The sequence below is a fragment of the Fusobacterium sp. SYSU M8D902 genome (assembly GCF_040199715.1).
Lineage (GTDB): Bacteria > Fusobacteriota > Fusobacteriia > Fusobacteriales > Fusobacteriaceae > Fusobacterium_A.
Window position 1 is genome coordinate 1 of sequence record NZ_JBEFNA010000029.1, and the last position, 25,494, is coordinate 25,494.

The 25,494-nt window shown below is 31.4% G+C and carries 27 protein-coding genes and 1 tRNA gene; all 28 read left to right on the forward strand.

Translation table 11 applies throughout. The features are described 5' to 3' along the window. Positions 1–88 precede the first annotated feature (88 nt). Positions 89–164: transfer RNA gene (locus ABNK64_RS09280), tRNA-Asn, on the forward strand. A gap of 128 nt (positions 165–292) precedes the next feature. Further along, entirely contained in the window at positions 293–643 is a 351-nt protein-coding gene (rplS, locus tag ABNK64_RS09285; RefSeq protein WP_291256745.1) for a 50S ribosomal protein L19, read from the forward strand. A 123-nt stretch (positions 644–766) separates the two neighbouring features. Next, on the forward strand, positions 767–2,107 hold the full coding sequence (locus tag ABNK64_RS09290; protein WP_349764188.1) for a Sapep family Mn(2+)-dependent dipeptidase: 1,341 nt from the start codon (positions 767–769) through the stop codon (positions 2,105–2,107). 225 nt (positions 2,108–2,332) lie between these two features. Then, positions 2,333–3,271: a signal peptidase I gene (gene lepB, locus ABNK64_RS09295; RefSeq protein ID WP_349764189.1), complete on the forward strand. Its 939-nt coding sequence runs from the start codon at positions 2,333–2,335 to the stop codon at positions 3,269–3,271. A 9-nt stretch (positions 3,272–3,280) separates the two neighbouring features. Further along, positions 3,281–3,715, forward strand: coding sequence for a ribosomal protein S18-alanine N-acetyltransferase (rimI, locus tag ABNK64_RS09300; RefSeq protein ID WP_349764190.1), 435 nt, complete (start codon positions 3,281–3,283; stop codon positions 3,713–3,715). A gap of 14 nt (positions 3,716–3,729) precedes the next feature. Next, on the forward strand, positions 3,730–5,163 hold the full coding sequence (gene purB, locus ABNK64_RS09305) for an adenylosuccinate lyase (RefSeq protein WP_291256749.1): 1,434 nt from the start codon (positions 3,730–3,732) through the stop codon (positions 5,161–5,163). Between the two features lie 2 nt (positions 5,164–5,165). Continuing rightward, on the forward strand, positions 5,166–5,681 hold the full coding sequence (locus tag ABNK64_RS09310; protein WP_291256750.1) for a Gx transporter family protein: 516 nt from the start codon (positions 5,166–5,168) through the stop codon (positions 5,679–5,681). Next, positions 5,678–7,033: a phosphoglucosamine mutase gene (gene glmM / locus ABNK64_RS09315; RefSeq protein ID WP_291256751.1), complete on the forward strand. Its 1,356-nt coding sequence runs from the start codon at positions 5,678–5,680 to the stop codon at positions 7,031–7,033. The genes ABNK64_RS09310 and glmM overlap by 4 nt, the downstream gene beginning before the upstream one ends. Positions 7,034–7,048: 15 nt before the next feature. Beyond that, a complete protein-coding gene (locus tag ABNK64_RS09320; RefSeq protein WP_300343338.1) occupies positions 7,049–7,756 on the forward strand; it encodes a class I SAM-dependent DNA methyltransferase in 708 nt (235 codons plus the stop codon). 107 nt (positions 7,757–7,863) lie between these two features. Beyond that, a complete protein-coding gene (locus ABNK64_RS09325; RefSeq protein ID WP_349764191.1) occupies positions 7,864–8,082 on the forward strand; it encodes an AtpZ/AtpI family protein in 219 nt (72 codons plus the stop codon). A gap of 9 nt (positions 8,083–8,091) precedes the next feature. Beyond that, positions 8,092–8,469 carry an ATP synthase subunit I gene (locus tag ABNK64_RS09330; protein ID WP_300343335.1) on the forward strand — a complete coding sequence of 126 codons (378 nt, stop codon included), beginning with the start codon at positions 8,092–8,094 and terminating at the stop codon, positions 8,467–8,469. A 25-nt stretch (positions 8,470–8,494) separates the two neighbouring features. Further along, positions 8,495–9,361 (forward strand): F0F1 ATP synthase subunit A, encoded by an 867-nt coding sequence (gene atpB, locus ABNK64_RS09335; RefSeq protein ID WP_291256755.1) that lies wholly within the window; start codon positions 8,495–8,497, stop codon positions 9,359–9,361. A 30-nt stretch (positions 9,362–9,391) separates the two neighbouring features. Then, complete coding sequence (atpE, locus tag ABNK64_RS09340; protein ID WP_005882859.1) at positions 9,392–9,664, forward strand: ATP synthase F0 subunit C; 273 nt, start codon at positions 9,392–9,394, stop codon at positions 9,662–9,664. 57 nt (positions 9,665–9,721) lie between these two features. Continuing rightward, positions 9,722–10,228, forward strand: coding sequence for a F0F1 ATP synthase subunit B (gene atpF, locus ABNK64_RS09345; protein ID WP_291256756.1), 507 nt, complete (start codon positions 9,722–9,724; stop codon positions 10,226–10,228). Next, the gene (atpH, locus tag ABNK64_RS09350) at positions 10,225–10,749 is read left to right on the forward strand and encodes an ATP synthase F1 subunit delta (protein WP_291256757.1); all 525 of its coding nucleotides are present in this window, start codon (positions 10,225–10,227) and stop codon (positions 10,747–10,749) included. The genes atpF and atpH overlap by 4 nt, the downstream gene beginning before the upstream one ends. A 27-nt stretch (positions 10,750–10,776) precedes the next feature. After that, complete coding sequence (atpA, locus tag ABNK64_RS09355) at positions 10,777–12,279, forward strand: F0F1 ATP synthase subunit alpha (RefSeq protein ID WP_291256758.1); 1,503 nt, start codon at positions 10,777–10,779, stop codon at positions 12,277–12,279. Between the two features lie 14 nt (positions 12,280–12,293). Then, entirely contained in the window at positions 12,294–13,145 is an 852-nt protein-coding gene (gene atpG, locus ABNK64_RS09360) for an ATP synthase F1 subunit gamma (protein WP_291256759.1), read from the forward strand. 18 nt (positions 13,146–13,163) lie between these two features. Continuing rightward, the gene (gene atpD, locus ABNK64_RS09365) at positions 13,164–14,564 is read left to right on the forward strand and encodes a F0F1 ATP synthase subunit beta (protein WP_291256760.1); all 1,401 of its coding nucleotides are present in this window, start codon (positions 13,164–13,166) and stop codon (positions 14,562–14,564) included. A gap of 2 nt (positions 14,565–14,566) precedes the next feature. Continuing rightward, positions 14,567–14,971, forward strand: coding sequence for an ATP synthase F1 subunit epsilon (gene atpC / locus ABNK64_RS09370; protein WP_291256761.1), 405 nt, complete (start codon positions 14,567–14,569; stop codon positions 14,969–14,971). A gap of 234 nt (positions 14,972–15,205) precedes the next feature. Next, positions 15,206–16,159: an ROK family protein gene (locus ABNK64_RS09375; protein ID WP_349764192.1), complete on the forward strand. Its 954-nt coding sequence runs from the start codon at positions 15,206–15,208 to the stop codon at positions 16,157–16,159. A 209-nt stretch (positions 16,160–16,368) separates the two neighbouring features. Further along, positions 16,369–17,499, forward strand: a complete 1,131-nt coding sequence (locus tag ABNK64_RS09380) for an ABC transporter ATP-binding protein (RefSeq protein WP_300391341.1) — start codon at positions 16,369–16,371, stop codon at positions 17,497–17,499. A gap of 19 nt (positions 17,500–17,518) precedes the next feature. Then, positions 17,519–19,270 (forward strand): glycoside hydrolase family 35 protein, encoded by a 1,752-nt coding sequence (locus tag ABNK64_RS09385; RefSeq protein WP_349764193.1) that lies wholly within the window; start codon positions 17,519–17,521, stop codon positions 19,268–19,270. A 29-nt stretch (positions 19,271–19,299) separates the two neighbouring features. Then, positions 19,300–20,565: an ABC transporter substrate-binding protein gene (locus tag ABNK64_RS09390; RefSeq protein WP_300343327.1), complete on the forward strand. Its 1,266-nt coding sequence runs from the start codon at positions 19,300–19,302 to the stop codon at positions 20,563–20,565. Positions 20,566–20,580: 15 nt separating this feature from the next. After that, complete coding sequence (locus ABNK64_RS09395) at positions 20,581–21,477, forward strand: carbohydrate ABC transporter permease (RefSeq protein WP_291256124.1); 897 nt, start codon at positions 20,581–20,583, stop codon at positions 21,475–21,477. 13 nt (positions 21,478–21,490) lie between these two features. Continuing rightward, the gene (locus ABNK64_RS09400; protein ID WP_291256125.1) at positions 21,491–22,324 is read left to right on the forward strand and encodes a carbohydrate ABC transporter permease; all 834 of its coding nucleotides are present in this window, start codon (positions 21,491–21,493) and stop codon (positions 22,322–22,324) included. A 28-nt stretch (positions 22,325–22,352) separates the two neighbouring features. After that, the gene (locus ABNK64_RS09405; RefSeq protein ID WP_300343324.1) at positions 22,353–23,630 is read left to right on the forward strand and encodes a Gfo/Idh/MocA family protein; all 1,278 of its coding nucleotides are present in this window, start codon (positions 22,353–22,355) and stop codon (positions 23,628–23,630) included. A gap of 220 nt (positions 23,631–23,850) precedes the next feature. Continuing rightward, complete coding sequence (locus tag ABNK64_RS09410) at positions 23,851–24,477, forward strand: IS607 family transposase (protein ID WP_349764194.1); 627 nt, start codon at positions 23,851–23,853, stop codon at positions 24,475–24,477. After that, on the forward strand, positions 24,455–25,494 hold a 1,040-nt coding region (locus ABNK64_RS09415), incomplete at its 3' end, for an RNA-guided endonuclease InsQ/TnpB family protein (protein ID WP_349764195.1). The genes ABNK64_RS09410 and ABNK64_RS09415, both read left to right, overlap by 23 nt.

The following is a 25,494-nucleotide window of genomic DNA, read 5'->3' on the forward strand; positions in this document are numbered from 1 at the left end:
GAACCTGGAAGTTAAGCCCGTAAACGCTGAAAGTACTTGGAGGGAAGCCTCCTGGGAGGATAGGAACTTGCCAAGCTCTCATAAGAGTGCTTCCTTAGCTCAGTCGGTAGAGCATGCGGCTGTTAACCGCAGTGTCAATGGTTCGAGTCCATTAGGAAGCGCCATTTTTTTATTTTTTGGAAATGTTTTTACCTTGACAAAAAATTGAAAATGTGATAAAATACTAAAGTTAATTCGATATTCCGCTTTAATAGCAAAAAAAATTAAATGAATATCTTTAGGAGGAGAATAAATGAAAGAAAAATTAATTCAATTAGTAGAGCAAAGCTACTTAAGAAACGACATTCCTGAATTCAAAGCTGGAGATACTATTGCAGTATACTACAAAGTTGTAGAAGGAAACAAAGAAAGAGTTCAATTATTCGAAGGAGTAGTTATTAGAGTTAATGGTGGAGGAATTGCAAAAACTTTCACAATAAGAAAAGTAACTGCTGGAATAGGAGTAGAAAGAATTATTCCTGTAAACTCACCTATGATCGACAAGATCCAAGTGTTAAAAATCGGTAGAGTAAGAAGATCTAAACTTTACTACTTAAGAGGACTTTCTGGTAAAAAAGCTAGAATTAAAGAAATCAGAAAATAGTAAAATTATGTTAAGAGATGGCGAAAGCCATCTCTTTTTCTTTCTAATAGCCACTTTATACTTGCTTACTGGATAAATATATTATAAAATAGAGGTAATATATTACTATAACGGGAGGAAAGTATGGAAAAAATTTATTGTGAAAAATTAGAAGAGAATTTTATAGAGTTTCTAGGAAACCTAGATAGATTAATATCTATTCCCAGTTATTATCAAGAGGATAAGAGCATATATCCTTTTGGAGAAAATATTCAAAAAGTTTTAGAGGAGATGTTGAGCATCTGTAAGGAGTTAGGATTTAAAACTTATATTGATCCAGAGGGGTATTATGGTTATGCTGAAGTAGGTGAAGGAGATAAATTAGTGGGAGTTTTAGGACATCTAGATGTTGTACCACCTGGAAATTTAGAAAAATGGGATAATCCACCATTTTCACCTGTTATAAAAGATGGTAAGTATTATGGAAGAGGATCACAAGATGATAAGGGACCTACATTAGCTGCAATTTATGCACTTAAAACTCTTTTAGATTCAGGACTAAAATTAAATTATAGAGTTAGATTTATCTTTGGAACAGATGAAGAGAATCTATGGAGAGATATGCCTAAATACATTGAAAAAGAGGAGATGCCTACAATAGGATTTACTCCAGACTCAAAATTTCCTTTAATATACTCAGAAAAAGGGTTATTACAATGTAAACTTGTAGGAAAAAATGAGAGTGGAATGGTATTTAAAGGTGGAGATGCCTTTAACTCTGTACCTTCAAACATGATTGTTCCAAAAGATGAGGAGTTAAAAAGAGTTTTAACAGAATTAAATTATGAATTTGAAGAGAAAGAGAATGATATTGAGATAATTGGAAAGAGTGTACATGCCCAAGTTGCAGAAACAGGAATAAATGCAATAAACAGATATATGCATGCCCTAACTCTATTAGGAAAAGAGAGTAAATCAGGTAAATTTATCTCTGAAAATCTAATAGGATTTGATTTTGCAGAGCCTATTTTTGGTTTAATAAAAGATGAACATTCTGGAGAGTTAAAATTTAATGTTGGAAAGATAGAGTTTACTGAAAATGAAGAGATTCTAGGAATAGATATGAGAATACCAGTTACTTACGATAAGGAAGAGATAGTAAAGACACTTTCTGAAAAAGCAAAAGAGTATGGTTTTGAGTATAGACAGCATGATTACTTAAAATCTATATACGTTCCTCTAGATTCAGAGTTGATAACAACTTTAATGAGTGCTTATCAAGAAGTAACAGGAGATATGGATTCTCAACCTGTAGCAAGTGGAGGAGCTACTTATGCAAGAGCTATGGAGAATTGTGTGGCTTTTGGTTGTGTTTTACCTGGTCGTCCAAAGACTGAGCATCAACCTAATGAGTATATTGTTTTAGATGATATGAAACAGGCTATGAAAATTTATATGAAAGCTTTTGAAAAATTTAATAGATAGGTAAAAGAGCAAGTATGTTAAATATTAAATAGTACTTGCTCTTTCTTTTTTAAGAGTCAGTTATTTTAAAGTTGCACATCTATTTTTTTCTAACAAATTGCAAGAAAATAGATAAAAAAGATATATATTTAATTGGGAAAGATTTTTTAATATAATTTTTTAAAATTTTATGCTAAAATATAAGAAGTAATAGTTGTTTATGAAATTAAAGATATGGAGAGAAAAATGGAAAAAAGCAAATTAATAATTAATGGAATTTTTTATCTGATTGTAACTATCATATTTATAATACTTTTTATTAAAGAAAAGCAGATTGGTTCTTTTATAAAAAAACATAGAGATGAATTTTCTGATAGATTGATAAGAAAGATGAATTTAGAAAATAAGAGCTTAGGAAAATTTATAAAAAAAGCAATAGGTTTTACTGAAAGTATTGGAACAGCTTTAATTTTAGTTGTTATAATCCAAAAAATATATTTAGGAAATTTTTTAGTGCCAACAGGTTCAATGGAACCTACAATAATGCCTAAAGATAGATTGTTTGGAAATATGGTAGTCTATAATTTTAGAAAGCCTGAAAGAAATGAGATAATTGTATTTAAAGAGCCAATTCAAAATAAGGTTTTATATACAAAAAGAATAATGGGATTACCTGGAGAAAAGGTAGCTATAAAAAATAATCACCTATATGTAAATGATAAGGCTATAGATTTGAGAGAGTACTCAAGCTTAGGGCAGTTAGGTGAAGATGGTTACTGGATAATTCCTAAAAAAGGTGATACAATTGAAGTTATACCAGGAGCTAATTATGGTGCTTATGTTTGGAGTAAAAATGGAGAAACTGTTGATGTAGCAGAGATTCAAAAACAACTTGTAGCTAATCCAGGAGCAGTAGCTAGTATATTACCGGATTTAGAGTTTAGAGTAAATGGGATAAAAACTGGTATGGTGTTAGATTTAATCCATAATCCAGATTATGTTAAAAAGATATTTGCTGGAGAGAGAGTAAGTGTAGTGGCAGACGAAGATTACTACTTAGCTTTAGGAGATAATACTAATGGAAGTTACGATTCAAGAATGTGGGGATTTGTAAAAGAGAGCAGAATAAAAGGAAAGGCATTTGTTAGATTTTGGCCTTTAAATAGAATCTCTTTATTAAAATAGTGAGGGATTATGAGATTAGAGTATGAGATAGATATAGAAAGCTTAACTAGATTAGAAAAAATATGTTTTCCAACAAGTGCTTATACAGAGGAACAGTTGTCAGAGATGGTTCAAGATAGAGAGAGGTACAGTGTAATCGGAGTATCTTCTACAGAAAATTTAGTTGGATATGTGATTGTCTTTGATAATAGCGAAAGTTTAGAGATAATGAAAATAGCAGTTTTACCTGAATTTAGAAAAAAAGGTATAGGGAAGATTTTGCTAGATGAGATTGAAAAACTAAAAAAAGATATTTTTTTAGAAGTTCGAGAGAGTAATATAGTAGCCAGAGAGTTTTATATAAAAAATAGTTTCAAAGAGATAGGTAAGAGAAAAAATTACTATAAGGATAACAATGAAGCAGCTATTATAATGTCAAAAGAAAATAATAAAAAACTAATATAAAAGGATGGTAAAAGATGGAAACAAATATTTATTCAAACCCTTTAGCAGAGAGATATAGTTCAAAAGAGATGTTAGAAAATTTTTCACCAGATAAGAAATTTTCTACTTGGAGAAAATTATGGATAGCTTTAGCAGAATCAGAAAAAGAATTAGGTTTAAATATAACTGATGAGCAGATTGAAGAGATGAAAGCTAATATTTACAATATAGATTATGAGTTAGCAGCTAAAAAGGAAGCAGAGTTTAGACATGATGTTATGGCACACGTTCATACATTTGGAACACAAGCTCCAAAGGCAATGCCTATCATACACCTAGGAGCAACTAGTGCTTTCGTTGGAGATAATACAGATCTTATTCAAATAAAAGATGGATTAGATATTGTAAAGACAAAATTAGTAAATGTAATTTCAGAGATGTCTAAGTTTGCTATGGAGAATAGAAGTCTACCTACTTTAGGATTTACACATTTCCAAGCAGCACAATTAACAACTGTTGGAAAGAGAGCTACTCTATGGTTACAGAGTTTATTATTAGATTTAGAAGAGTTAGAGTTTAGAGAAAAAACTTTAAGATTTAGAGGAGTAAAGGGAACTACTGGAACACAAGCAAGTTTCCAAGAACTATTTAATGGAGATTTTGAAAAGGTAAAAGAGTTAGATAGAAGAATTACTGAGAAAATGGGATTTGATAAGAGATTTTTAGTAACAGGACAAACTTATGATAGAAAAGTTGATTCTGAAATTATGAACCTATTAGCTAACATAGCACAGTCAGCTCATAAATTTACAAATGATTTAAGACTTTTACAACATTTAAAAGAGATAGAGGAGCCTTTTGAGAAGAGTCAAATAGGATCTTCAGCAATGGCTTATAAAAGAAACCCAATGAGAAGTGAAAGAATCTCATCACTAGCTAAGTTTGTAATAGCATTACAACAAAGTACAGCTATGACAGCTTCAACTCAATGGTTTGAAAGAACTCTAGATGATTCAGCTAATAAAAGATTATCACTACCTCAAGCTTTCTTAGCAGTAGATGCAATCTTAATAATTTGGAAAAACATATTAGATGGATTAGTAGTTTATCCAAAAATGATAGAGAAGAGAATAATGGCGGAATTACCATTTATGTCAACTGAGTATATAATAATGGAGTGTGTAAAAAATGGTGGGGATAGACAAGAGCTTCACGAAAGAATAAGAGTACACTCTATGGAAGCAGGTAAAAATGTAAAAGTTGAAGGAAAGGACAACGATTTAATCGACAGAATAATAAATGATAAGTATTTCAACTTAGACAAAGAGAGATTATTAGAGATATTAGATCCTAAAAATTTCATTGGATTTGCTCCAGAACAAACAAAAGAGTTTATAGATATAGAAGTTAGTCCGATCTTAGAAAAATATAAAGACAAATTAGGAATGAAGGCAGCTTTAAGAGTTTAATTATGAAAAAAGATAGAAGAGATATGTATTTGAAGGCTTTAGTACTACTGGCCTTGTATCTTTCTATTGCAGAAAACTTTATACCTAAGCCATTTCCTTGGATGAAAATAGGGCTATCAAACATTGCAGTTTTGATAGCCCTTGAAAAATTTGACTCTAAATTTGCTATGGAGTTAGTTCTTTTGAGAATATTCATACAGGGTTTGATGTTAGGAACCATATTTACACCTGGTTTTATAATAAGTTTAACTGCAGGAAGTTTGACAACTATATTTATGATAGGGTTATATAAGTTTAGAGATCATCTTTCACTAATAGCAATCAGCTCGCTATCAGCTTTTTTACACAATCTATTTCAACTGATAGTGGTGTATTTTTTAATGTTTAGAAATGTATCTCTATATTCAAAATCTATTATGGGTTTTGTGTGGATATTTTTGCTTATTGGTGTAGTGGCAGGAATGATAACTGGATTTATTGGTGAAAAACTAAATTTGAGAAGGAGTAATACAAAATGAGAAAATATTTTGGAACTGATGGAATAAGAGGAGAAGCAAATAGAGAGTTAACTGTAGATATAGCTCTAAGATTGGGATATGCTTTAGGTTATTATTTAAAAAGAGAAAACCCAGATAAGAAAAAATTAAAGGTTATATTAGGTTGTGATACAAGAGTATCAGGTTATATGTTAAGATCAGCACTTTTAGCTGGATTGACTTCAATGGGAGTGAATGTTGACTTTGTAGGAGTTATCTCAACACCAGCAGTAGCTTATCTAACTAAGGAGAAGGATGCAGATGCAGGTATAATGATATCAGCTTCTCACAACCCAGCTAAGGACAATGGACTAAAAGTTTTTGCAAGCAATGGATACAAATTACCTGATGAAGTTGAGATGGAGATTGAGAGATTGATGGACGATCCAACTATCTTAGAAAATCCAATAGCTGGAGATAAGGTAGGACAGTTTAAATATGCTGAAGATGAGTATTATTCATATAGAGATCATCTACTTTCTTCTGTATCAGGAGATTTTACAGGAATAAAAGTTGTAGTAGATACTGCTAATGGTTCTGCTTATAGAATAGCAAAAGATGTATTTTTGGCTCTAGGAGCAGAGGTTGTATTGATAAATGATGCTCCAAATGGAACAAATATAAATGTAAAATGTGGATCAACTCATCCAGAGATTTTAGCTAAGGTAGTAATAGGTTATGAAGCAGATCTAGGATTAGCATATGATGGAGATGCAGATAGACTTATTGCAGTTGATAGAAGAGGAAATATAATTGACGGAGATAAGATAATAGCAACTCTTGCAATGGGAATGAAGAGAAAAGGTGAGTTAACAGGAGATAGAGTAGTAACTACAGTTATGAGTAATATGGGATTTGAAAGTTACTTAAAAGAGAATGGAATAGAGTTACTAAGAGCTAATGTTGGAGATAGATATGTTCTTGAGAAGATGTTACAACAGAGTGTAGCTATTGGTGGAGAGCAATCTGGACACATAATACTACTACAATATGCAACAACAGGAGATGGGGTTTTAACTTCTTTAAAATTGGTTGAAGCTTTAAGAGATGAGAAAAAATATTTAGATGAGATGATAAAAGATATAAAAGATTGGCCACAAAAATTGGTGAATGTTGTTGTAGATAATAAGAAAAAAAATATATGGAATCAAAATAAGAATATAGTGGATTTTATTGCATTAAAAGAGAAAGAGATGGAAGGATTAGGAAGAGTCCTAGTTAGAACATCTGGAACAGAGCCATTAGTAAGAGTAATGGTAGAGGGAAAAGAAACAGCTATGGTAGAGAAGGTTGTAAATGAGATAGCAGATGTTGTAAAAAAAGAATTAGCTTAGTTTAAGGAGAGATAGATGTATAAAGTTTTCTCAAAATTATATGATAAATTTATGGAATTTTCAGATTATGGTGCTTGGGAAAAACAAGTTGAAGAGCTTATTGAAAAGGGAAGCCCAGATGGAAAAAGATTACTAGATATTGGTTGTGGAACTGGAGAACTTCTTTTGAGAATGGCTAAAAACTACCAGTGTGATGGTATGGATATCTCTGAAGAGATGTTGAAGATAGCACAGAAAAAACTGAAACATAGAGAGGTAAAATTATTTTTAGGTGACATGGTGGAGTTCGATACAGGATATAGATATGATATAATGGTTTCACTTTTTGATACTGTTAATCATCTAGTTTCACTAGAGGAGTTGGAGGAGCACTTTAAAAGTGTCGAAAATTCATTGAACTCAAATGGTATATATATATTTGATGTTGTGGACAGAGAATTTATGGAGACAATGTTTCCAGGTGGAGTATTTGTAGATAATAGAAAAGAGATAACTTGTATCTGGGAACATGAGATAGAAGAGGGTATTGATTATATTGATGCAACATACTTCTTAAAAAATTCTCGTGGTAGTTGGGAGAGACTTAAAGAGTCTTATGCCAAAAAGATATTTACTCATACAGAGATAGAGGAATGTGCTATTAAAGCTGGTTTGAAAATGATAACAAGAGTGATAAACGATAAGATAGCAGGAAAAAGATCTGTATATTTATTGAAAAAATAAATGTTATTTATTACATTATAATAAATAATTTTAGTAAAAAACTATAATAAGTTTGACTATTTTTGTTTTATATTATAAAATTGTATAGCAAAGAGATGTGAATGTGTATGAAATATATCAAATGGATGACAAAAGATACTCTATATGCGTTATCTTTATTAAGTTATTTAGGCTTTTTAATGGTAGGTAACATACTGTTGTATATAGGAATATATAAGTTAATAGAGAGGTTTTTTATTAAAAGTACAATTCTATTTATAGCTCTCATCATAGTTGGAGTTATAAGTGGATTCTATAATGTATATATGACAATAATGAGAAAATAAGGTGATTAAGTGGACAAGGTAAAAATTTTATTTAAAAGAACCTGGATTACAGCTTTAGCTATACTAGTCTATGGAGTTATAGTAGGGAGCAAAGAGGTATATTTAGGGATGTTCTCAGGAGCGGTAGTGTCTATTTTAGGACTTTATTTATTATGTTTAGATGTAAAAAAAATAGTTGCAACACAACAGGGATCATATAAAAGAGGTATATTGGGTTATTTACAGAGATACCTTATATATGGGATTTACTTGGGAGTGATGGGTAAATTTTTTGGCCTATCAATGATAATATGTTCGGGACTAGGGCTTCTCAATGTGAAAGGTAATATCTTATTGATGGCTCTTTCTGATAAAGTTTTAAAAATAAGGGATAAAAACCTAAAATAAAACAGAAAGGAGGGTTTAATCGGCAATGAACAAACTAAAAACATTTATTCCAATAGTCATAATAGCAGTAATTGGAGGAATAGTAAGAAAGCTTAGCTTTATAGAGTTTCAGGTACCCCCTTTGGTAGAAGGACCTAAGGTAGTTTTCTTTATACCATTACCAGAGTTTCTTCAGAAGATGCCTTTTGCAATGGAATTGGCAAATGGAGGGTATGGTTTACCAGTAACAATAACTGTAGTTACTACTTGGTTTTTAATATTTTTTATGTTTATGTTATTTAGAATTGGAACTAGTAAGCTAGAGGTAATTCCTGGAAAATTACAACTTATTTTAGAGAGCATCTATGCTTTCTTAGATGGAGTAGTAGAACAGATGATGGGTTCTTGGAAGAAAAAATATCTATCATATATAGGACCATTATTTCTATTTATATTTACATCAAATATAATAAGCTTTTTCCCAATTCCTTGGTTTTCTTTAAGTGATGGACATATTAGTTTTGCACCAGCTTTTAGAACACCGACTTCAGATTTGAATACTACAGTTGGACTAGCACTTTTAACAACATTTATGTTCTTAAAAGCAAGTATAAAATCTAATGGAGTTTTAGGATATTTTAAAGGTTTCTTAGCACCAATTCCAATAATGTTACCATTAAATATAGTTGGTGAATTTGCAAAACCAGTAAATATATCAGTCAGACTTTTCGGTAATGCCTTTGCAGGTGGAGTAATAATGGGTCTTCTATATATGGGAGCTCCAGCAGTAGTGCCAGCAGCATTACACTTATATTTTGATTTATTCTCAGGACTTGTACAAAGTTTTGTATTTATAATGTTAAGTATGGTATATATTCAAGGTTCTTTAGGGGATAGTGAATATACAGAATAATAAAGTTTTTTAAAATCAGGAGGTATAGAAATGGATCAAATGTTATTAGCAAAAACAATAGTATTAGCAGCATCAGCAGTAGGTGTAGGATGTGCAATGATAGCTGGATTAGGACCAGGAATTGGAGAAGGTTATGCAGCAGGTAAAGCTGTTGAATCAGTAGCAAGACAACCTGAAGCAAAAGGAGATATAATCTCTACAATGATCTTAGGACAAGCAGTATCTGAGTCAACAGGTATCTACTCACTAGTTGTATCACTAATATTAATGTATGCAAATCCTTTCATCGGATTATTAGGATAATCCTTTAATCAGTAAAGAGAAAAGAACTGATTATCATTTGGAAAGGAGGTAGAAAATTTGGCGACAACAACAATGCCAGTAGTATCAGTAGATATAAATATGTTCTGGCAGATAATAAACTTTTTTATACTTGTTTTTGTATTTAACAAGTATTTCAAAAAACCTTTAGGTAAAATGTTAGACAGTAGAAAAGAAAAGATAACTAGCGATTTAAGAGAAGCTGATGAAAATAAAAAAGCAGCATTAAAACTTCAAAAAGAATCTGAAGATATTTTAAGAAAAGCTAAAATCGAAGCAAATGAGATATTAAAAACAGCTGAAAAGAAAGCTGATGAGAGAAGAGAAGATATATTGAGTGAGGCAAAAACTCAAAGAGAAAAAATATTAAAAACTGCAGAGATGGAAGCTCTTAAGATAAAAACAGATGCTAAAGAGATGTTACAAGAGGAAGTTAAAGTTCTTGCAGTTCAATTAGCAGAAAAGCTTATTGAAGAGAGAATAAATCCAAAAATCGAGTCTACCTTAATAGATGAGTTTATAGAAGGGGTAGGGGAAGAGAAATGATAGCTAACCAAGTAGGAAGAAGATATGCTGAAGCTATTTATGAAATCGCAGTTTCTACTGATAAAGTAAAAGAGATATATGAAGCATTAAATCAGATGATGGAGCTTTATAAAAATGATAATGATTTTAAAACTTTTATAACTCACCCTCTAATAGAGTTGGATGAGAAAAAGAAAGTTTTAAAAGAGATGTTCAAAAATTCTGGAGAAACAATCCAAAATATAGTCTTTTATATTTTAGATAAAAAAAGAATGGAGAACATAAGAAATATAACAGCAGAATACTTAAAAATATACTATGAGAAAAATAAAATTCTTGATGTAGAAGCTATATTTGCTGTTGAGCCTACTGAAGCTCAAAAGGCTAAATTGATAGAAAAATTAGAAAAGAAAACTGGTAAAAAAGTTAAACTAGTTACTAAAGTGGATAGAGCTATTTTAGGAGGAGGTATCATAAGAATAGGTGATACTGTAATCGATGGATCTATACGTAAAGAATTAGAAAATATTAAAAAGAAATAATGATTTGTAACAGGAGGTGTAAATCAGTTGAACATTAGACCAGAAGAGATTAGCAGCATAATAAAAAATGAGATTGAGAACTATAAAAAAAGTCTTGATATAAAAACTTCAGGTTCAGTGTTAGAGGTAGGAGACGGTATTGCTAGAATCTACGGATTAAGCAGTGCAATGTCAGGAGAACTTCTAGAATTCCCTCACGGAGTTATGGGAATGGCACTTAACTTGGAAGAGGATAACGTTGGAGCCGTTATTCTAGGAGACTTCTCTCTTATAAAAGAGGGAGATGAAGTCAAAGCTACTGGAAGAGTTGTTTCAGTTCCAGCTGGGGAAACTATGCTAGGAAGAGTAGTTAATGCCCTTGGAGAACCAATTGATGGAAAAGGTGAAATAAAACCTGAAAAATACATGGAGATCGAGAGAAAAGCCTCAGGAATTATCTCGAGAAAACCTGTATCAGAGCCACTACAAACAGGAATTAAATCTATAGATGGAATGGTACCTATTGGTAGAGGACAAAGGGAATTAATTATCGGAGATAGACAAACAGGAAAGACAGCTATAGCTATTGATGCTATTATCAACCAAAAAGGAACAGGAGTAAAGTGTATTTATGTTGCTATTGGACAAAAGAGATCAACTGTAGCACAAATTTATAAGAAATTAGAAGATGCAGGGGCAATGGAGTATACAACTATCGTTGCTGCAACAGCTTCTGAAGCTGCACCATTACAGTATATGGCACCATACTCAGGAGTAGCTATGGGAGAGTACTTTATGGATAAGGGAGAGCACGTATTAATAATATATGATGATCTTTCTAAACATGCAGTTGCTTATAGAGAGATGTCACTACTACTTAAAAGACCACCTGGAAGAGAAGCTTATCCAGGAGACGTATTCTACTTACACTCAAGATTACTAGAGAGAGCAGCAAAATTATCAGATAAATTAGGTGGAGGATCAATTACTGCCCTTCCTATAATTGAAACACAAGCTGGGGACGTATCAGCATATATTCCTACAAACGTAATTTCAATTACAGATGGACAGATATTCCTAGATTCACAATTATTCAACTCAGGATTTAGACCAGCTATTAACGCAGGTATTTCAGTTTCAAGGGTTGGAGGATCAGCTCAAATAAAAGCTATGAAACAAGTTGCTGCAAAAGTAAAACTTGAATTAGCACAATACAATGAGTTATTAACATTTGCTCAATTTGGATCAGATCTAGATAAAGCAACAAAAGCTCAATTAGAGAGAGGTCACAGAATAATGGAGATCTTAAAACAAGCTCAATACAAACCATATGTTGTAGAAGAGCAAGTAGTAGCTTTCTTTGCTTTAATCAATGGATTCTTAGATAGCATTGAACTAGATAAAGTTAGAAGATTCGAATCAGAATTAATAACTGAACTAAGAAATACAACAGGTATTTTAGATGAAATTAGAGAGAAAAAAGCCCTTGATAAAGAGCTTGAAGCTAAATTAGGAGATGCTATCGAAGCATTCAAAAAGAATTTTAATTAGAAAGAGGTGAGAAAATGGCTGGAGCTAAAGAGATAAGAAATAGAATAAAGAGTGTTCAGTCTACTCACCAAATTACTAAAGCTATGGAGATAGTTTCCACTACAAAATTTAAAAGATTTTCAGCTCTAGTTGTTAAATCTAGACCTTTTGCTGAAAGTATCCAAACTATACTTTCAAATATAGCAGCAGGGATAAAAAGTGAAAGACACCCTCTTTTTGATGGAAGAGAAGAGGTAAAAAAAATAGGTGTGATAGTTATGACTTCTGATACAGGACTTTGTGGAAGTTTTAACCATGCAACTTTAAAAGAGTTAGAAAAGATAAGACAAGCAAATAGTGGAAAAGAGGTTTCAGTAATTGCTATCGGAAAAAAATCTAGAGATTACTGTACTAAGAGAAATTATGATTTAAAAGCTAGTTATGTACAATTAATTCCTGAGACAATGGGAAAAAAGGCACAGGAGATCAGTGAAAATATTGTAGAGTATTACTATGAAAATATTTTTGATGAAGTGTATGTAATCTATAATAAATTTATATCAGCTCTTAGAAGTGACTTAACAGTTAAAAGACTTATTCCAATAGAGAGAGTAGAAGCTAAAGAAAATACTTCATATATTTTTGAACCAGATGCAGAGACTATATTATCTGCACTTCTTCCAAAATATTTAAATGTTGAGATCTATCAAGCATTACTAAACAATGCTGCGAGTGAGCATTCTGCTAGAAAAAATTCAATGAAAAGTGCTACTGAAAACGCAGAAGAGATGATAACAATGCTTAATTTGAAGTATAACAGAGAGAGACAAGCTGCAATTACACAAGAGATCACAGAGATTGTTGGAGGAGCAGCAGCTTTAAATTAAAGATTAGGAGGCAATAGAGTGGAAAACAAAGGAACTATAACTCAGATTATTAGTGCTGTTGTGGACGTTGCTTTTAAAGATAAATTGCCTAATATATACAATGCCTTAAAAGTTAAGGTTGATGATAAAGAGCTAGTACTAGAAGTACAACAGCATTTAGGTAATAATGTAATAAGAGCAGTAGCAATGGATTCTACTGATGGACTACAAAGAGGTATGGAAGTAATAGATACTGGAGCTCCAATAAAAGTTCCAGTAGGAAAAGCAGTATTAGGAAGAATATTAAACGTTTTAGGGCAACCAGTTGACGATAATGGACCTGTAGAAACAGAAGAGTATCTACCAATACATAGAGAAGCTCCAAGTTTTGAGGAGCAAGAGACAGAAACAGAGATTTTTGAAACAGGAATCAAAGTAATAGACCTTTTAGCACCATATATTAAAGGTGGAAAAATAGGACTATTTGGAGGAGCTGGAGTAGGAAAAACAGTTCTTATTATGGAGCTTATTAACAACATAGCTAAGGGACATGGAGGACTTTCTGTATTCGCTGGAGTAGGAGAGAGAACAAGAGAGGGAAGAGACCTTTATGATGAGATGACTGAATCAGGAGTTTTATCAAAAACATCTCTAGTTTACGGACAGATGAATGAGCCACCTGGAGCAAGACTTAGAGTTGCTCTTACTGGACTAACAGTAGCAGAGAACTTTAGAGACAAAGAGGGACAAGACGTTCTACTATTTATAGATAACATATTCAGATTTACACAAGCAGGATCTGAAGTATCAGCTCTATTAGGAAGAATGCCTTCTGCAGTTGGATATCAACCAAACCTAGCTACAGAGATGGGAGCTTTACAAGAGAGAATTACATCTACAAAATCTGGATCAATCACATCAGTTCAGGCTGTATACGTACCAGCTGACGACTTAACTGACCCAGCACCAGCAACTACATTCTCACACTTAGATGCTACAACAGTTTTATCTAGACAGATAGCATCACTTGGAATCTATCCAGCTGTTGACCCATTGGATTCAACATCTAAAGCTCTATCAGCAGATATAGTTGGAACAGAGCACTATAACGTTGCTAGAGAGGTTCAAGAAGTATTACAAAGATATAAAGAACTTCAAGATATTATTGCTATCTTAGGTATGGACGAGTTATCTGATGAGGATAAATTAACTGTATCAAGAGCAAGAAAAATCCAAAGATTCTTCTCACAACCATTCTCAGTTGCAGAGCAATTTACAGGAATGGAAGGAAAATATGTTCCAGTAAAAGAGACAATCAGAGGATTTAAAGAGATACTAGAAGGTAAACATGACGATATCCCTGAACAAGCTTTCCTATATGTAGGAACAATAGAGGAGGCAGTAGCAAAGGCGAGAGACCTTATGAAAGGGGATGAATAGTTATGGCTACATTTAAAATTAAAGTTGTAACTTATGAGGAAAAAGTACTTGAGCAAGAGGCTGACTTTGCCTTAGTAAGAACAACAGAGGGGAATATGGGAATACTTCCTAATCACTCTCCTTTTATTGCAGGACTTAGTACAGGAGAGATGAAAGTAAGACTTGATGGAAAAGAGGATAAATACTTTATTTCAGAGGGATTACTTGAAATTTCTAACAATGTGGTAACTATTATAGCTAACGAAGCTATACCAAGTGATAAACTTGATATAGAGAGAGCTAAAAGAGAGGTAGAGGAGCTAAAAGCAAAATTAGCTAAATTACAAGAGGATAAAGATATTCTTTTAACTCAAAAAAATCTACACAAAGCATTGATGAAAGTACAAGTTGCTGAAAAACTTTTATAAAAAATAATTGAAGCTGTTACAAATTGTATTCTTAAAAAGAGTATAGTTTGAACAGCTTTTTTTAATACTTTGTAGATAATCTAAATAAAACCTTGAAAATTTAGAAAAGTTTGTTATATAATTAATGGTGAAAATCCAAATTAAAAGATAAAATTTAAAACAAATTATAAAATTAGTGAACTTGTTTTTAAATGTTGTTATAAAATAGATTACAGTGTTAATTAAGGAGGAATTATGAAGTATTTTGTAGGAATTGATATTGGAGGAACAAATGTTGAAATAGGACTTTCAGATAATACTGGAAAAATTTTAGGAAAGAAAAGTATGAAAACAGAGTCTAAAAAGGGAGCTGAGGATACTTTTAACAGAATTTGGAAGAAGACACAGGAATTAGCCAAGGATTTAGAAATTGATATATCGGAGATTGAAGCAATTGGAATGGGAATACCAGGACCTGTTGTAGAAAATTCAATTGTAAAGATTGCTGCTAATTTTTCTTGGGGAAATGATTTCAATGCTAAAGAATTGATGGAAAGAGTATCTGGAAAATTAGTAAAGGTAGAGAATGACGTGAAGGTAATATCTTTAGGAGAGGCACTTTTTGGTGCTGGAAGAGGATATAAGAACAGTATAACAATACCTATTGGAACAGGGATAGCAGCTGGAATAATAGTTGATGGGAAGATAGTAAATGGAGCAGGAGGAATAGCTGGAGAGTTTGGACATATAGTTATAGAAAAAGATGGTTATAACTGTGGTTGTGGATTGAAGGGGTGTTTAGAGACTTATTGTTCAGCAACAGGAATTGTTAGAGAGGGAAAAAGAAGATTGAGTGAGGATAAAAGTGGTAGATTATATGAGTGTATAGCTGGAGATCTTGAGAAGTTAGAAGCTAAACAGATATTTGATCTAGCTAAATCAGGAGATAAACTATGTAATGAGATAGTTGATTTTTTTGCTGAGAAATTAGCTCAAGGAATAGGAGTACTTTTAAATCTGTTGAATCCTGAAGTGATTATACTTTGTGGTGGTGTTGCCAAGGCTGGGGATATTATAGTGGAGAGAGTAAAGAAATTTCTTCCTAAGTATGCTTTAGGTTTGACATTGGATAATTTAGTTTTCTCTTTTGGAGAGCTAGAGGAGGAAGCTGGAATAAAAGGAGCGATAGCTCTTGTAATTGAAAAATAAAAATAAAACTACATTTTTCTTAAATAGGAAAATGTAGTTTTATTTTGACAAGAAACAATATTAAATATACTGAAAATAAATAATATTTACATTAAAAATACATTTTATCATTGACAATAGATAAAAAAAGAGGTAAAATTTTGTTGAAAGGTACGGACAACAGAATGAATGAAAATAGTAAAAAATAAACTGAAATTGGAGGCTATTAGATGTCAGAGGTAGTATTAAAAAAAGTAGAGAAGCAGTATCCAAATGGATTTAAAGCTGTACATGGTATAGATTTAGATATTAAAGATGGAGAGTTTATGGTTTTTGTTGGACCTTCTGGTTGTGCAAAATCAACTACATTGAGAATGATAGCAGGACTTGAAGAGATAACAGGAGGAGAGATTTGGATAGGGGACAAGTTGGTAAATGACTTACCACCAAAGGATAGAGGAATAGCAATGGTATTCCAAAACTATGCTCTATATCCACATATGACTGTATATGAGAATATGGCTTTTGGACTTAAGATGGCAAAGGTACCTAAAGATGAGATAGATAGAAGAGTGAGAGAAGCAGCAGAAAAATTGGAGATAACTCAACTTTTAGATAGAAAACCTAAAGAGATGTCAGGAGGACAAAGACAGAGGGTAGCAGTAGGAAGAGCGATAGTGAGAAAACCAGATGTATTTTTATTTGATGAACCACTATCAAACTTAGATGCAAAGTTGAGAGTATCAATGAGAGTAAAGATAACTCAATTACATAAACAGTTGAAAGCTGAAGGGCAAACAGCAACAATGATATATGTAACTCATGATCAAGTTGAGGCAATGACAATGGGGGATAGAATCTGTGTCTTGAACTATGGAAAGATAATGCAGGTTGATACACCATTAAATCTATATCATAAACCAGCAAATAAGTTTGTAGCAGGATTTATAGGTTCACCAGCAATGAACTTTGTAGAGGGTTATATAGAGGAGCATGAACAGGGTATTATCTTTATGTTTGGAGAGGGAAAATATATAATTTTACCAGAAGATATGGGAGAAAAGGTAAAAAGTTATATAGGTAAGAAAGTTATCTTGGGAATAAGACCTGAGAATATAGGAAATAAGGTAACACATCCAGAGGGAGAAAAGATAAACTTCTTAAAGGGTGCAGTAACAACAGTTGAGCATATGGGAAATGAAGAGTTTCTATATTTTACAATAGATGGAAATGAATTTACCTCAAGAATAGAAGCTAGAAAAAGTGAAAATGTAAAATATGGTGAAACAGGAGAGTTTTATTTTAATGTAAAAAGAGCACATATATTTGATGCAGAGAGCGAGGAAAATATAACATTATAAAATAAAAAGGAGAATGTTTATGAAATTTGTCGGTGAAAAAATATTGATAGATGGAGAAGAAACACTACTAATATCAGGGGCGATACACTATTTTAGAACTCTACCTGAACAGTGGGAAGACAGATTGGAAAAGCTTGTAGCTGGAGGATTTAACTGTGTTGAAACCTATGTACCTTGGAATTTACATGAACCACAAGAGGGGGAGTATAATTTCTCTGGAATGTTGGATATTGAGAGATTTTTGAAATTAGCTGAAGAGAAGGGGCTATATGTAATCTTGAGACCCTCTCCATACATATGTGCAGAATGGGAGTTTGGAGGATTACCTTCATGGTTATTAAAATATCAAGGAATAAGACTTAGAACAATGGATAAGAGATATATCGAGAAGATAGATAGATATTATGATGAGTTAATTCCAAGAATCAAACCATATTTAAAATCAAATGGTGGAACAATATTAGCTTTACAGATTGAGAATGAGTATGGTAGTTATGGAAATGATTATAACTATCTAAACTATCTAAAAGAGGCTTATAGAAAAAGAGGAATAGAGGAGATACTATTTACCTCAGATGGTCCTACTGATAGAATGCTAGCAGGTGGGACACTACCTGAGATATGGAAAACGATAAATTTTGGATCTAAGACAGAGGAATCTTTTGAACTATTTAAAAATTATCAAAACGGATTACCTAAGATGGTAATGGAGTTTTGGATAGGTTGGTTTGATCACTGGGGATATGAACATATTACAAGACCAGCTGAAGAGTTGAGAGAAGAATTGATATATATGTTGGAGAATGATATTTCAGTAAACTTCTACATGTTCCATGGTGGAACTAACTTTGGATTTTTAAATGGGGCAAACTATCACAGTGAGCAGAGATGCACAGTTACAAGTTATGATTATGATGCTCTTTTAACTGAGGCTGGAGATATAACACCAAAATATAACTTGGTAAAAGAGATTTTAAAAAAATATTCTCACAAAATAAAGAAACATAAAAATCATAGAGAGTATAGAGTAGAAAATTCTAAAAAGATCTCTTATGGAGATGTTAAATTTGATAGTTGTGTAAGCTTAGAGGAGAGTTTAAATAAAATAAGTGAAAGAGTATTTTCACCATATCCACTTAAGATGGAAGAGTTGGGACAAGATTATGGATTTACTCTATATAAGACAAAAATAAAGGGGATAATTGATAATTTTCAATTGACAATTCAAGAGGTAAGAGATAGAGCATTAGTATTTTTTAATGGTGAGTATAAAGGGGTAATTGATAGAAATAATAAACAGGAGATCTTTCTTACAAGTTTTGAAGAGGAACCAACTTTGGAGATCTTAGTTGAAAATATGGGAAGAATTAACTATGGACCTCTGTTAAAAGATGAAAAAGGTATCACAGAGGGTGTAAGGATAGGAAATCAATTTCTTTACAATTGGGATATTTACACATTACCACTAAATAACTTAGAAAAATTAGAGTTTAATGAGGGGTATAGAACGGTAGAAAATACACCTGTCTTTGTAAAAGGAAAGTTTGAAGTGAAAGAGATAGGTGATACATACTTAGATTTTGAGGGTTGGGAAAAAGGTGTAGTCTTTATAAATGGTTTTAATTTGGGAAGATATTGGAAAGAGGGACCACAGAAAAGATTATATGTTCCAGCACCTATATTGAAAGTAGGAGAAAATGAGATAGTTATTTTTGAGCTTCATAAGAATCAAGAGAAAGTTTTTTTAGCAGATGAAGGAAAGTTATTTTAAAGTAAATTTAAAAATATAGGAGGGTACTTATGAACAAGATTTTAAAAAATGTATGTATTGGAGTATGTGGATTGGTTTTAGTTGCAGGTTGTGGAAAGGAGAAAAATGAAAAAGTTGAACTCTCTTTTGTAACTTATACTGGAACTGGAGAAGACTTTTTAATGGAGATAAATGACATAAATAAAGCTTATAGCAAAATTAATCCCAATGTAACTATAAAAATGGAAAAAGTAACTGCTACTGAGTATGATAATACTATGAAAATAAGAAACTCTGCACAAAAACTTCCAGACGTTTTCCCAGTAAGAGTTGTAACATTGGAAAACTATAAAAATGTATTAACTCCTTTAAATGATTTAGAGGCTGCAAAATTAAATAAATTTGCTAAAGAATATGCAATTGATGGAAATATCTATGGACTACCAATGTATGGATTCAATGAGTTTGTATATTTTAGAAAGAGTGTATTTAATGAGTTAGGAATAGAGATCCCAACAACTTGGGAAGAGTTTAATCAAGTTACAGCAAAGATAAAAGCTTCAGAAAAATATACTCCAATCTCATTGGGAGCAAAGGATTCTTGGGTAACATATCCATTTAACGAGTTTTTCCCATTCTTAGTTTCAGGTGGAAATGATATTTGGACAAAGATGGGACAAGATAATGAACCATTTTCAAAGGGGAAACCTTTCTATGAAGCTTATAAGATGTTAAATGATTTCTATCAAACAAAACCATTTGGAGATGACCCTCTAGGATATGGTTGGGAACAGGAAAAAAATATGTTCATAGCTAAAAAATCAGCAATGTTAGCAGCAGGACAATGGTTCTATATGGATCTTATCAAAGATTTACCAAAAGAGGAGTTAGAAGATGTTGGTGTATTTATGATGCCAGTTCGTAACAGTAAAGATGAGAATTTCAGATATCTTGTTACAGCAGAAGTATTCTTGGGTATACCAAAATATAGTAAAAACCAAAAAGAAGCAAAAGAGTTTATCAACTGGTTATTTACAAGTGATTACTATAAAGAGTTTATCAAATATATGAATGTTTTACCTACAGTGGAAGGAGTTCAAATTGAAGGTGGAATATTTAGTGAAACAATAAATAATATACCTAATCCAGAGGCAGTATTACAAAAAGGTGGAGATAGCCAATTTAGAGATATTGCTAACTTTATCTCATTTGATGTTAAGAGAATGGGACAAGAGATGATACAAGGTGTAGATTTTGATAAGTATATGGAAGAGTACAATAAAAAATGGAAAGAAGCAAAAGAGAATATACAGTAATTGAGGTGGACTAGAATGACAGATAAAATCCAAAAGAGGGTATTATTAACAACATTTCTAGCAATACCAACTTTTCTATTGTTGATTTTTGTTTTGTATCCCACTTTGAAACTTATATATATAAGTTTTACAGACTGGGACGGTATCAATACAAGTATGAATTTTATTGGTTTAAAAAACTATAAACAGGTATTTCAAAGAAGAGATATATTTCAAAGTTTGAGTAACAATGGACTATATTTTATAATTCATCTATTTTTTATACCAATAGAGATGTATCTAGCTGTACTATTAGATAGATATATTAGAAAGAGTGAGTTTTTTAAAACTATAGTTTTTATGCCATATATAATCAATGGGGTAGCCATAGCTTATATGTTTTCATTTCTATACAATTCAGAAGATGGAGTGTTAAATGGGCTTTTGGCAATGTTGAGTATTGGAAAAGTGAAATGGTTGAGTGATCCTAGAATAGTAAACTACTCTCTAGTAATAGTTTCTTTATGGCGTTTTACAAGTATACATATAATATTGTTTTTAGCTGGGTTACAGTCAATTAATAAAGATATGTTAGAAGCAGCTTTAATAGATGGAGCTTCAGTATTTCAACAGTTTACGAAGATAATTATCCCAAATATTAAATCTATATTGAGTATCATACTATTTTTAAATGTAAGGGGAGCATTGATGGTTTTTGATATTCCATTTGTAATGACAAGTGGAGGACCAGGAACTAGTAGTACCACATTTGCTTTACACACAGTAAAAACAGCATTTGAATTTAGTAATTTTGGCTTGGCTTGTGCAATGGCAATAATTTTGATAATAGCGATTATAATAATTTCTCTTATTCAAAATATGATATTAGAGCCTGAAAAAATAAAAAAACATTTGAAAGTACATAAAAATTAAAAGTGGTGATGAAATGAAAAACAGGATAAAAAAAGTGTTATTTGATGTTTTTAATCACGGAATTTTTGTAATGGTAACTTTGATTGTCATACTTCCATTAATATTGGTTTTCTTATCTTCATTTAAGACTCCAGAGCAGATTGCGTTAGGTAATCATCTATCATTACCGTCACCATTTACTCTTGAAAATTATAAAGAAGTTTTTGAAAAGGGAAATATTTTAGTAGGATTAAAAAACTCAGTTATACTAGTTGTAGGAACAGTTGTTATAAATGTTATTTTAAGTAGTATGGTAGCTTACTCTTTGAGTAGATTTGAGTTTAAATTGAAGAAAGTTTACTTCCTATTCTTTAGTTTGGCAATGTTAGTTCCAAGTTTTATTGCAGAGATAACTAGATTTGGAATAATAGGAAAATTAGGGCTGTATGATACACTGTTTGCTCCTATGCTCATCTATGTATCTACAGATATTTTACAAATCTATGTTTATAAGCAGTTTATGGATCAAATTCCATTCTCTCTAGATGAGAGTGCAAGAATAGACGGGTGTTCATACTTTACAATCTATTGGAAGATAATATTTCCATTGATTTTACCAGCTACAGCGACATTGATAATTTTAAAATCTGTGGATATATTAAATGATATGTATACACCTTATCTATATATGCCAAGTTCAGAAAATGTAACACTTACAACTATGCTTATGAGCTATGTAGGACGTAGTGGATCTTGGGCAAAACTTTCAGCGGCGATTGTTTTAGTTATGTTACCAACAATAGTTATGTATTTGATCTTTAAGAAAAAAATACTTTCTGGAATAGTGGCAGGGGCAGTAAAAGAGTAATAGAATACATTTGAAAGAGGGAGAAGATATGTTAAGAGTAGGAGTTATAGGTGCAGGAAATAGAGGAAAAGATATATATGCTAATTTTATTTTAGAGAAAACAGATGAGGCTGAAATAGTAGCAGTTGCAGAGCCAAATCCTCTAAAGAGGGAAGAGATGATAAAAAAACATGGGATCAAGCCAGAGTATGTTTTTGAAGATTGGAAGGATTTTTTGGCAAAAGATAAATTTTGTGATGCTATAATATTGGCAACAGGTGATGATATGCACTTTGAACCAATTCAAGAGGCTATGAAAAAAGGGTATGATATTTTATTGGAAAAGCCTATGTCTAACAAGGCAGATGAGTGTATAAAAATAGTTGAATTGGCAGAGAAATATGGGGTAAAAGTGATGGTATGTCACGTGTTGAGATACACTCCTTTCTTCAGTAAATTAAAAGAACTAATAGAGAGTGGAATAATAGGTGATGTTGTAGATATACAACACAATGAAAATATTGGAAACTTCCACTTTGCTCACAGTTTTGTAAGAGGAAATTGGAGAAATTCAGATGAAACAAGTCCATTGATTTTACAGAAAAGTTGCCATGACTTAGATATTTTATCTTGGTTATTAGGTGGAAGTCAATGTGAGAAGATCGCTTCTTTTGGAAAATTAACTCATTTTAAAAGAGAAAATGCTCCAGTGGATTCAGCTGAAAGATGTTTAGATTGTAAATATATAGATTCTTGTATCTATTCTCCTAAAAAAATATATTATAAAAATCTAGGAGCTTGGCCTACATTGGTAGCAACAGATATACAGACAGTAGAGGGGTTAGAAGATGCATTAAAAAGCAATAAATATGGAAGATGTGTGTATAAGTGTGATAACAATGTAGTGGACAATATGGTAACAATAATTCAATTTAAGAATGGGGTTAATGTGACATTTAACTTGTCAGCATTTACAGATGAAGTTTGTAGAACTATTAAAATAATGGGAACTAAGGGTGAAATAAGAGGAAATGATAGTAAAAACCATATAGAGGTTTACCAATTTGGAATGGGAGAGGGACGTTTCTCTAATGGTAAGATGACTGAGATCATTCCTGAAGTTTTAGAAGGAGGACATGGAGGAGGAGATACAGGACTTATGCAGGATTTTGTTGATCTATGTCTAGGAAGAAAAAATGATTCTAAAACTAACCCAAGAGTTTCTTTAGAGAGTCATATAATGGCTTTTGCTGCAGAAAAATCAAGAGTTGAAGAGAGAATAGTAAAAATGGATGAGTTTATAGCTGAGGTAAAAAATAGTAAATAGTCTTAAAAATGGTGTTAAATTATTAACACCATTTTAAACTTGGGGCTAAGTAGAGTAGAATATCAAAATTACCCTTGTAAAAATATGGTAAAAGTGATATTATCTGATGTAAGATTCAAAAAATTGTGGAGGGTTAAATCTGTTGTGAATAATATATAACTTCATATAAAAATCTACAAAATATTGAAAGATTATGATATAATACTATTGAGGTGATAACATGAAATATTACTCAATAGGAGAATTTGCAGATAAAATAGGAAAAACAATTCAAACTCTTAGAAATTGGGATAAGAATAATACTTTTAAACCTGCTTATGTAACTGCTGGTGGAACAAGATATTATTCTCAAGAACAACTTAATAATTTTTTAGGACTGAAAATAAAAACTAAAACAAATAAAAAAATTATTGGTTATTGTAGAGTTAGTTCAAACAAACAAAAAGATGACCTTGAAAGACAAATTGAAAATGTAAGAACATATATGTTCGCAAAAGGTTATCAATTCGAGATAATAACAGATATTGGAAGCGGTATCAACTATAATAAAAAAGGACTAAATCAATTAATTGATATGATTACTAATTCAGAGATTGATAAAATAGTAATTCTTTACAAAGATAGATTAGTTAGATTTGGATATGAATTGATAGAAAATTTATGTGAAAAGTATGGAACAACAATCGAAATTATTGACAATACAGAGATAACTGAGGAACAAGAGTTAGTAGAAGATTTAATTCAAATAGTTACTGTATTTAGTTGTAGACTTCAAGGAAAAAGAGCTAATAAAGCAAAAAAAATGATTAAGGAGTTAATAGGAGATGATACTTGCAAAGAAAGTTAGATTGTATCCAACCAAAGAGCAAGAACAGAAATTGTGGCAATGTGTTGGAACTGCTAGGTTTATCTATAATTATACTCTTGTGAAACAGGAAGAAAATTATAGAAATGGTGGTAAATTTATTAGCGATGGAATTATCAGAAAAGAATTAACTCAACTAAAAAAGTCAGAACTAATTTGGTTGAATGAAGTATCAAACAATGTTACCAAACAAGCTGTAAAAGACGCTTGTAATGCCTATAAAAATTTTTTTAAAGGTTTAGCTAATAAGCCAAAATTTAAGAGTAAAAAGAAAAGTAAACCTAGTTTTTACAATGATACTTCAAAATTAAAAGTTAAAGAGAAAAAAGTCTTAATTGAAAAAGTAGGTTGGATAAAAACAAATGAACAAATACCTAATGAAGTTAAATATAATAATCCTAGAGTTACTTATGATAATAAATATTGGTATCTATCTGTTGGAGTGGAAGTTGATAAAAAGCAGGAAGAATTAACAGATATTTCATTAGGTATAGATTTAGGATTAAAAGATTTAGCTGTTTGTTCAGATGGAAAAGTTTTTAAAAATATTAATAAAACTAAAAAAGTAAAAAAATTAGAAAAAAGATTAAAACAGAAACAAAGACAAATAAGTAGAAAATATGAGATGAATAAAATTAAAAAAGAAGGAGGTGGACGTTGTCAATTTATAAAAACTAAAAATATAGAGAAATTAGAAAATACAACTAAACTAATACATAGGAAACTAACAAATATTAGAAATAACTATCTTCATCAAGTTACGACAAGTATAGTGAAAATCAAACCATATAGAATTGTAATAGAAGATTTGAATGTTTCTGGAATGATGAAAAATAAGCATCTATCAGATTCAGTAAGAAAACAATGTTTTCATAAGTTTAGACAATATATAACCTATAAAACAGAGTTAAATGGAATTGAGCTAGTAGTAGCAGATAGATTTTATCCATCATCTAAAACTTGTAGTGAGTGCGGTTATATAAAAAAAGATTTAAAACT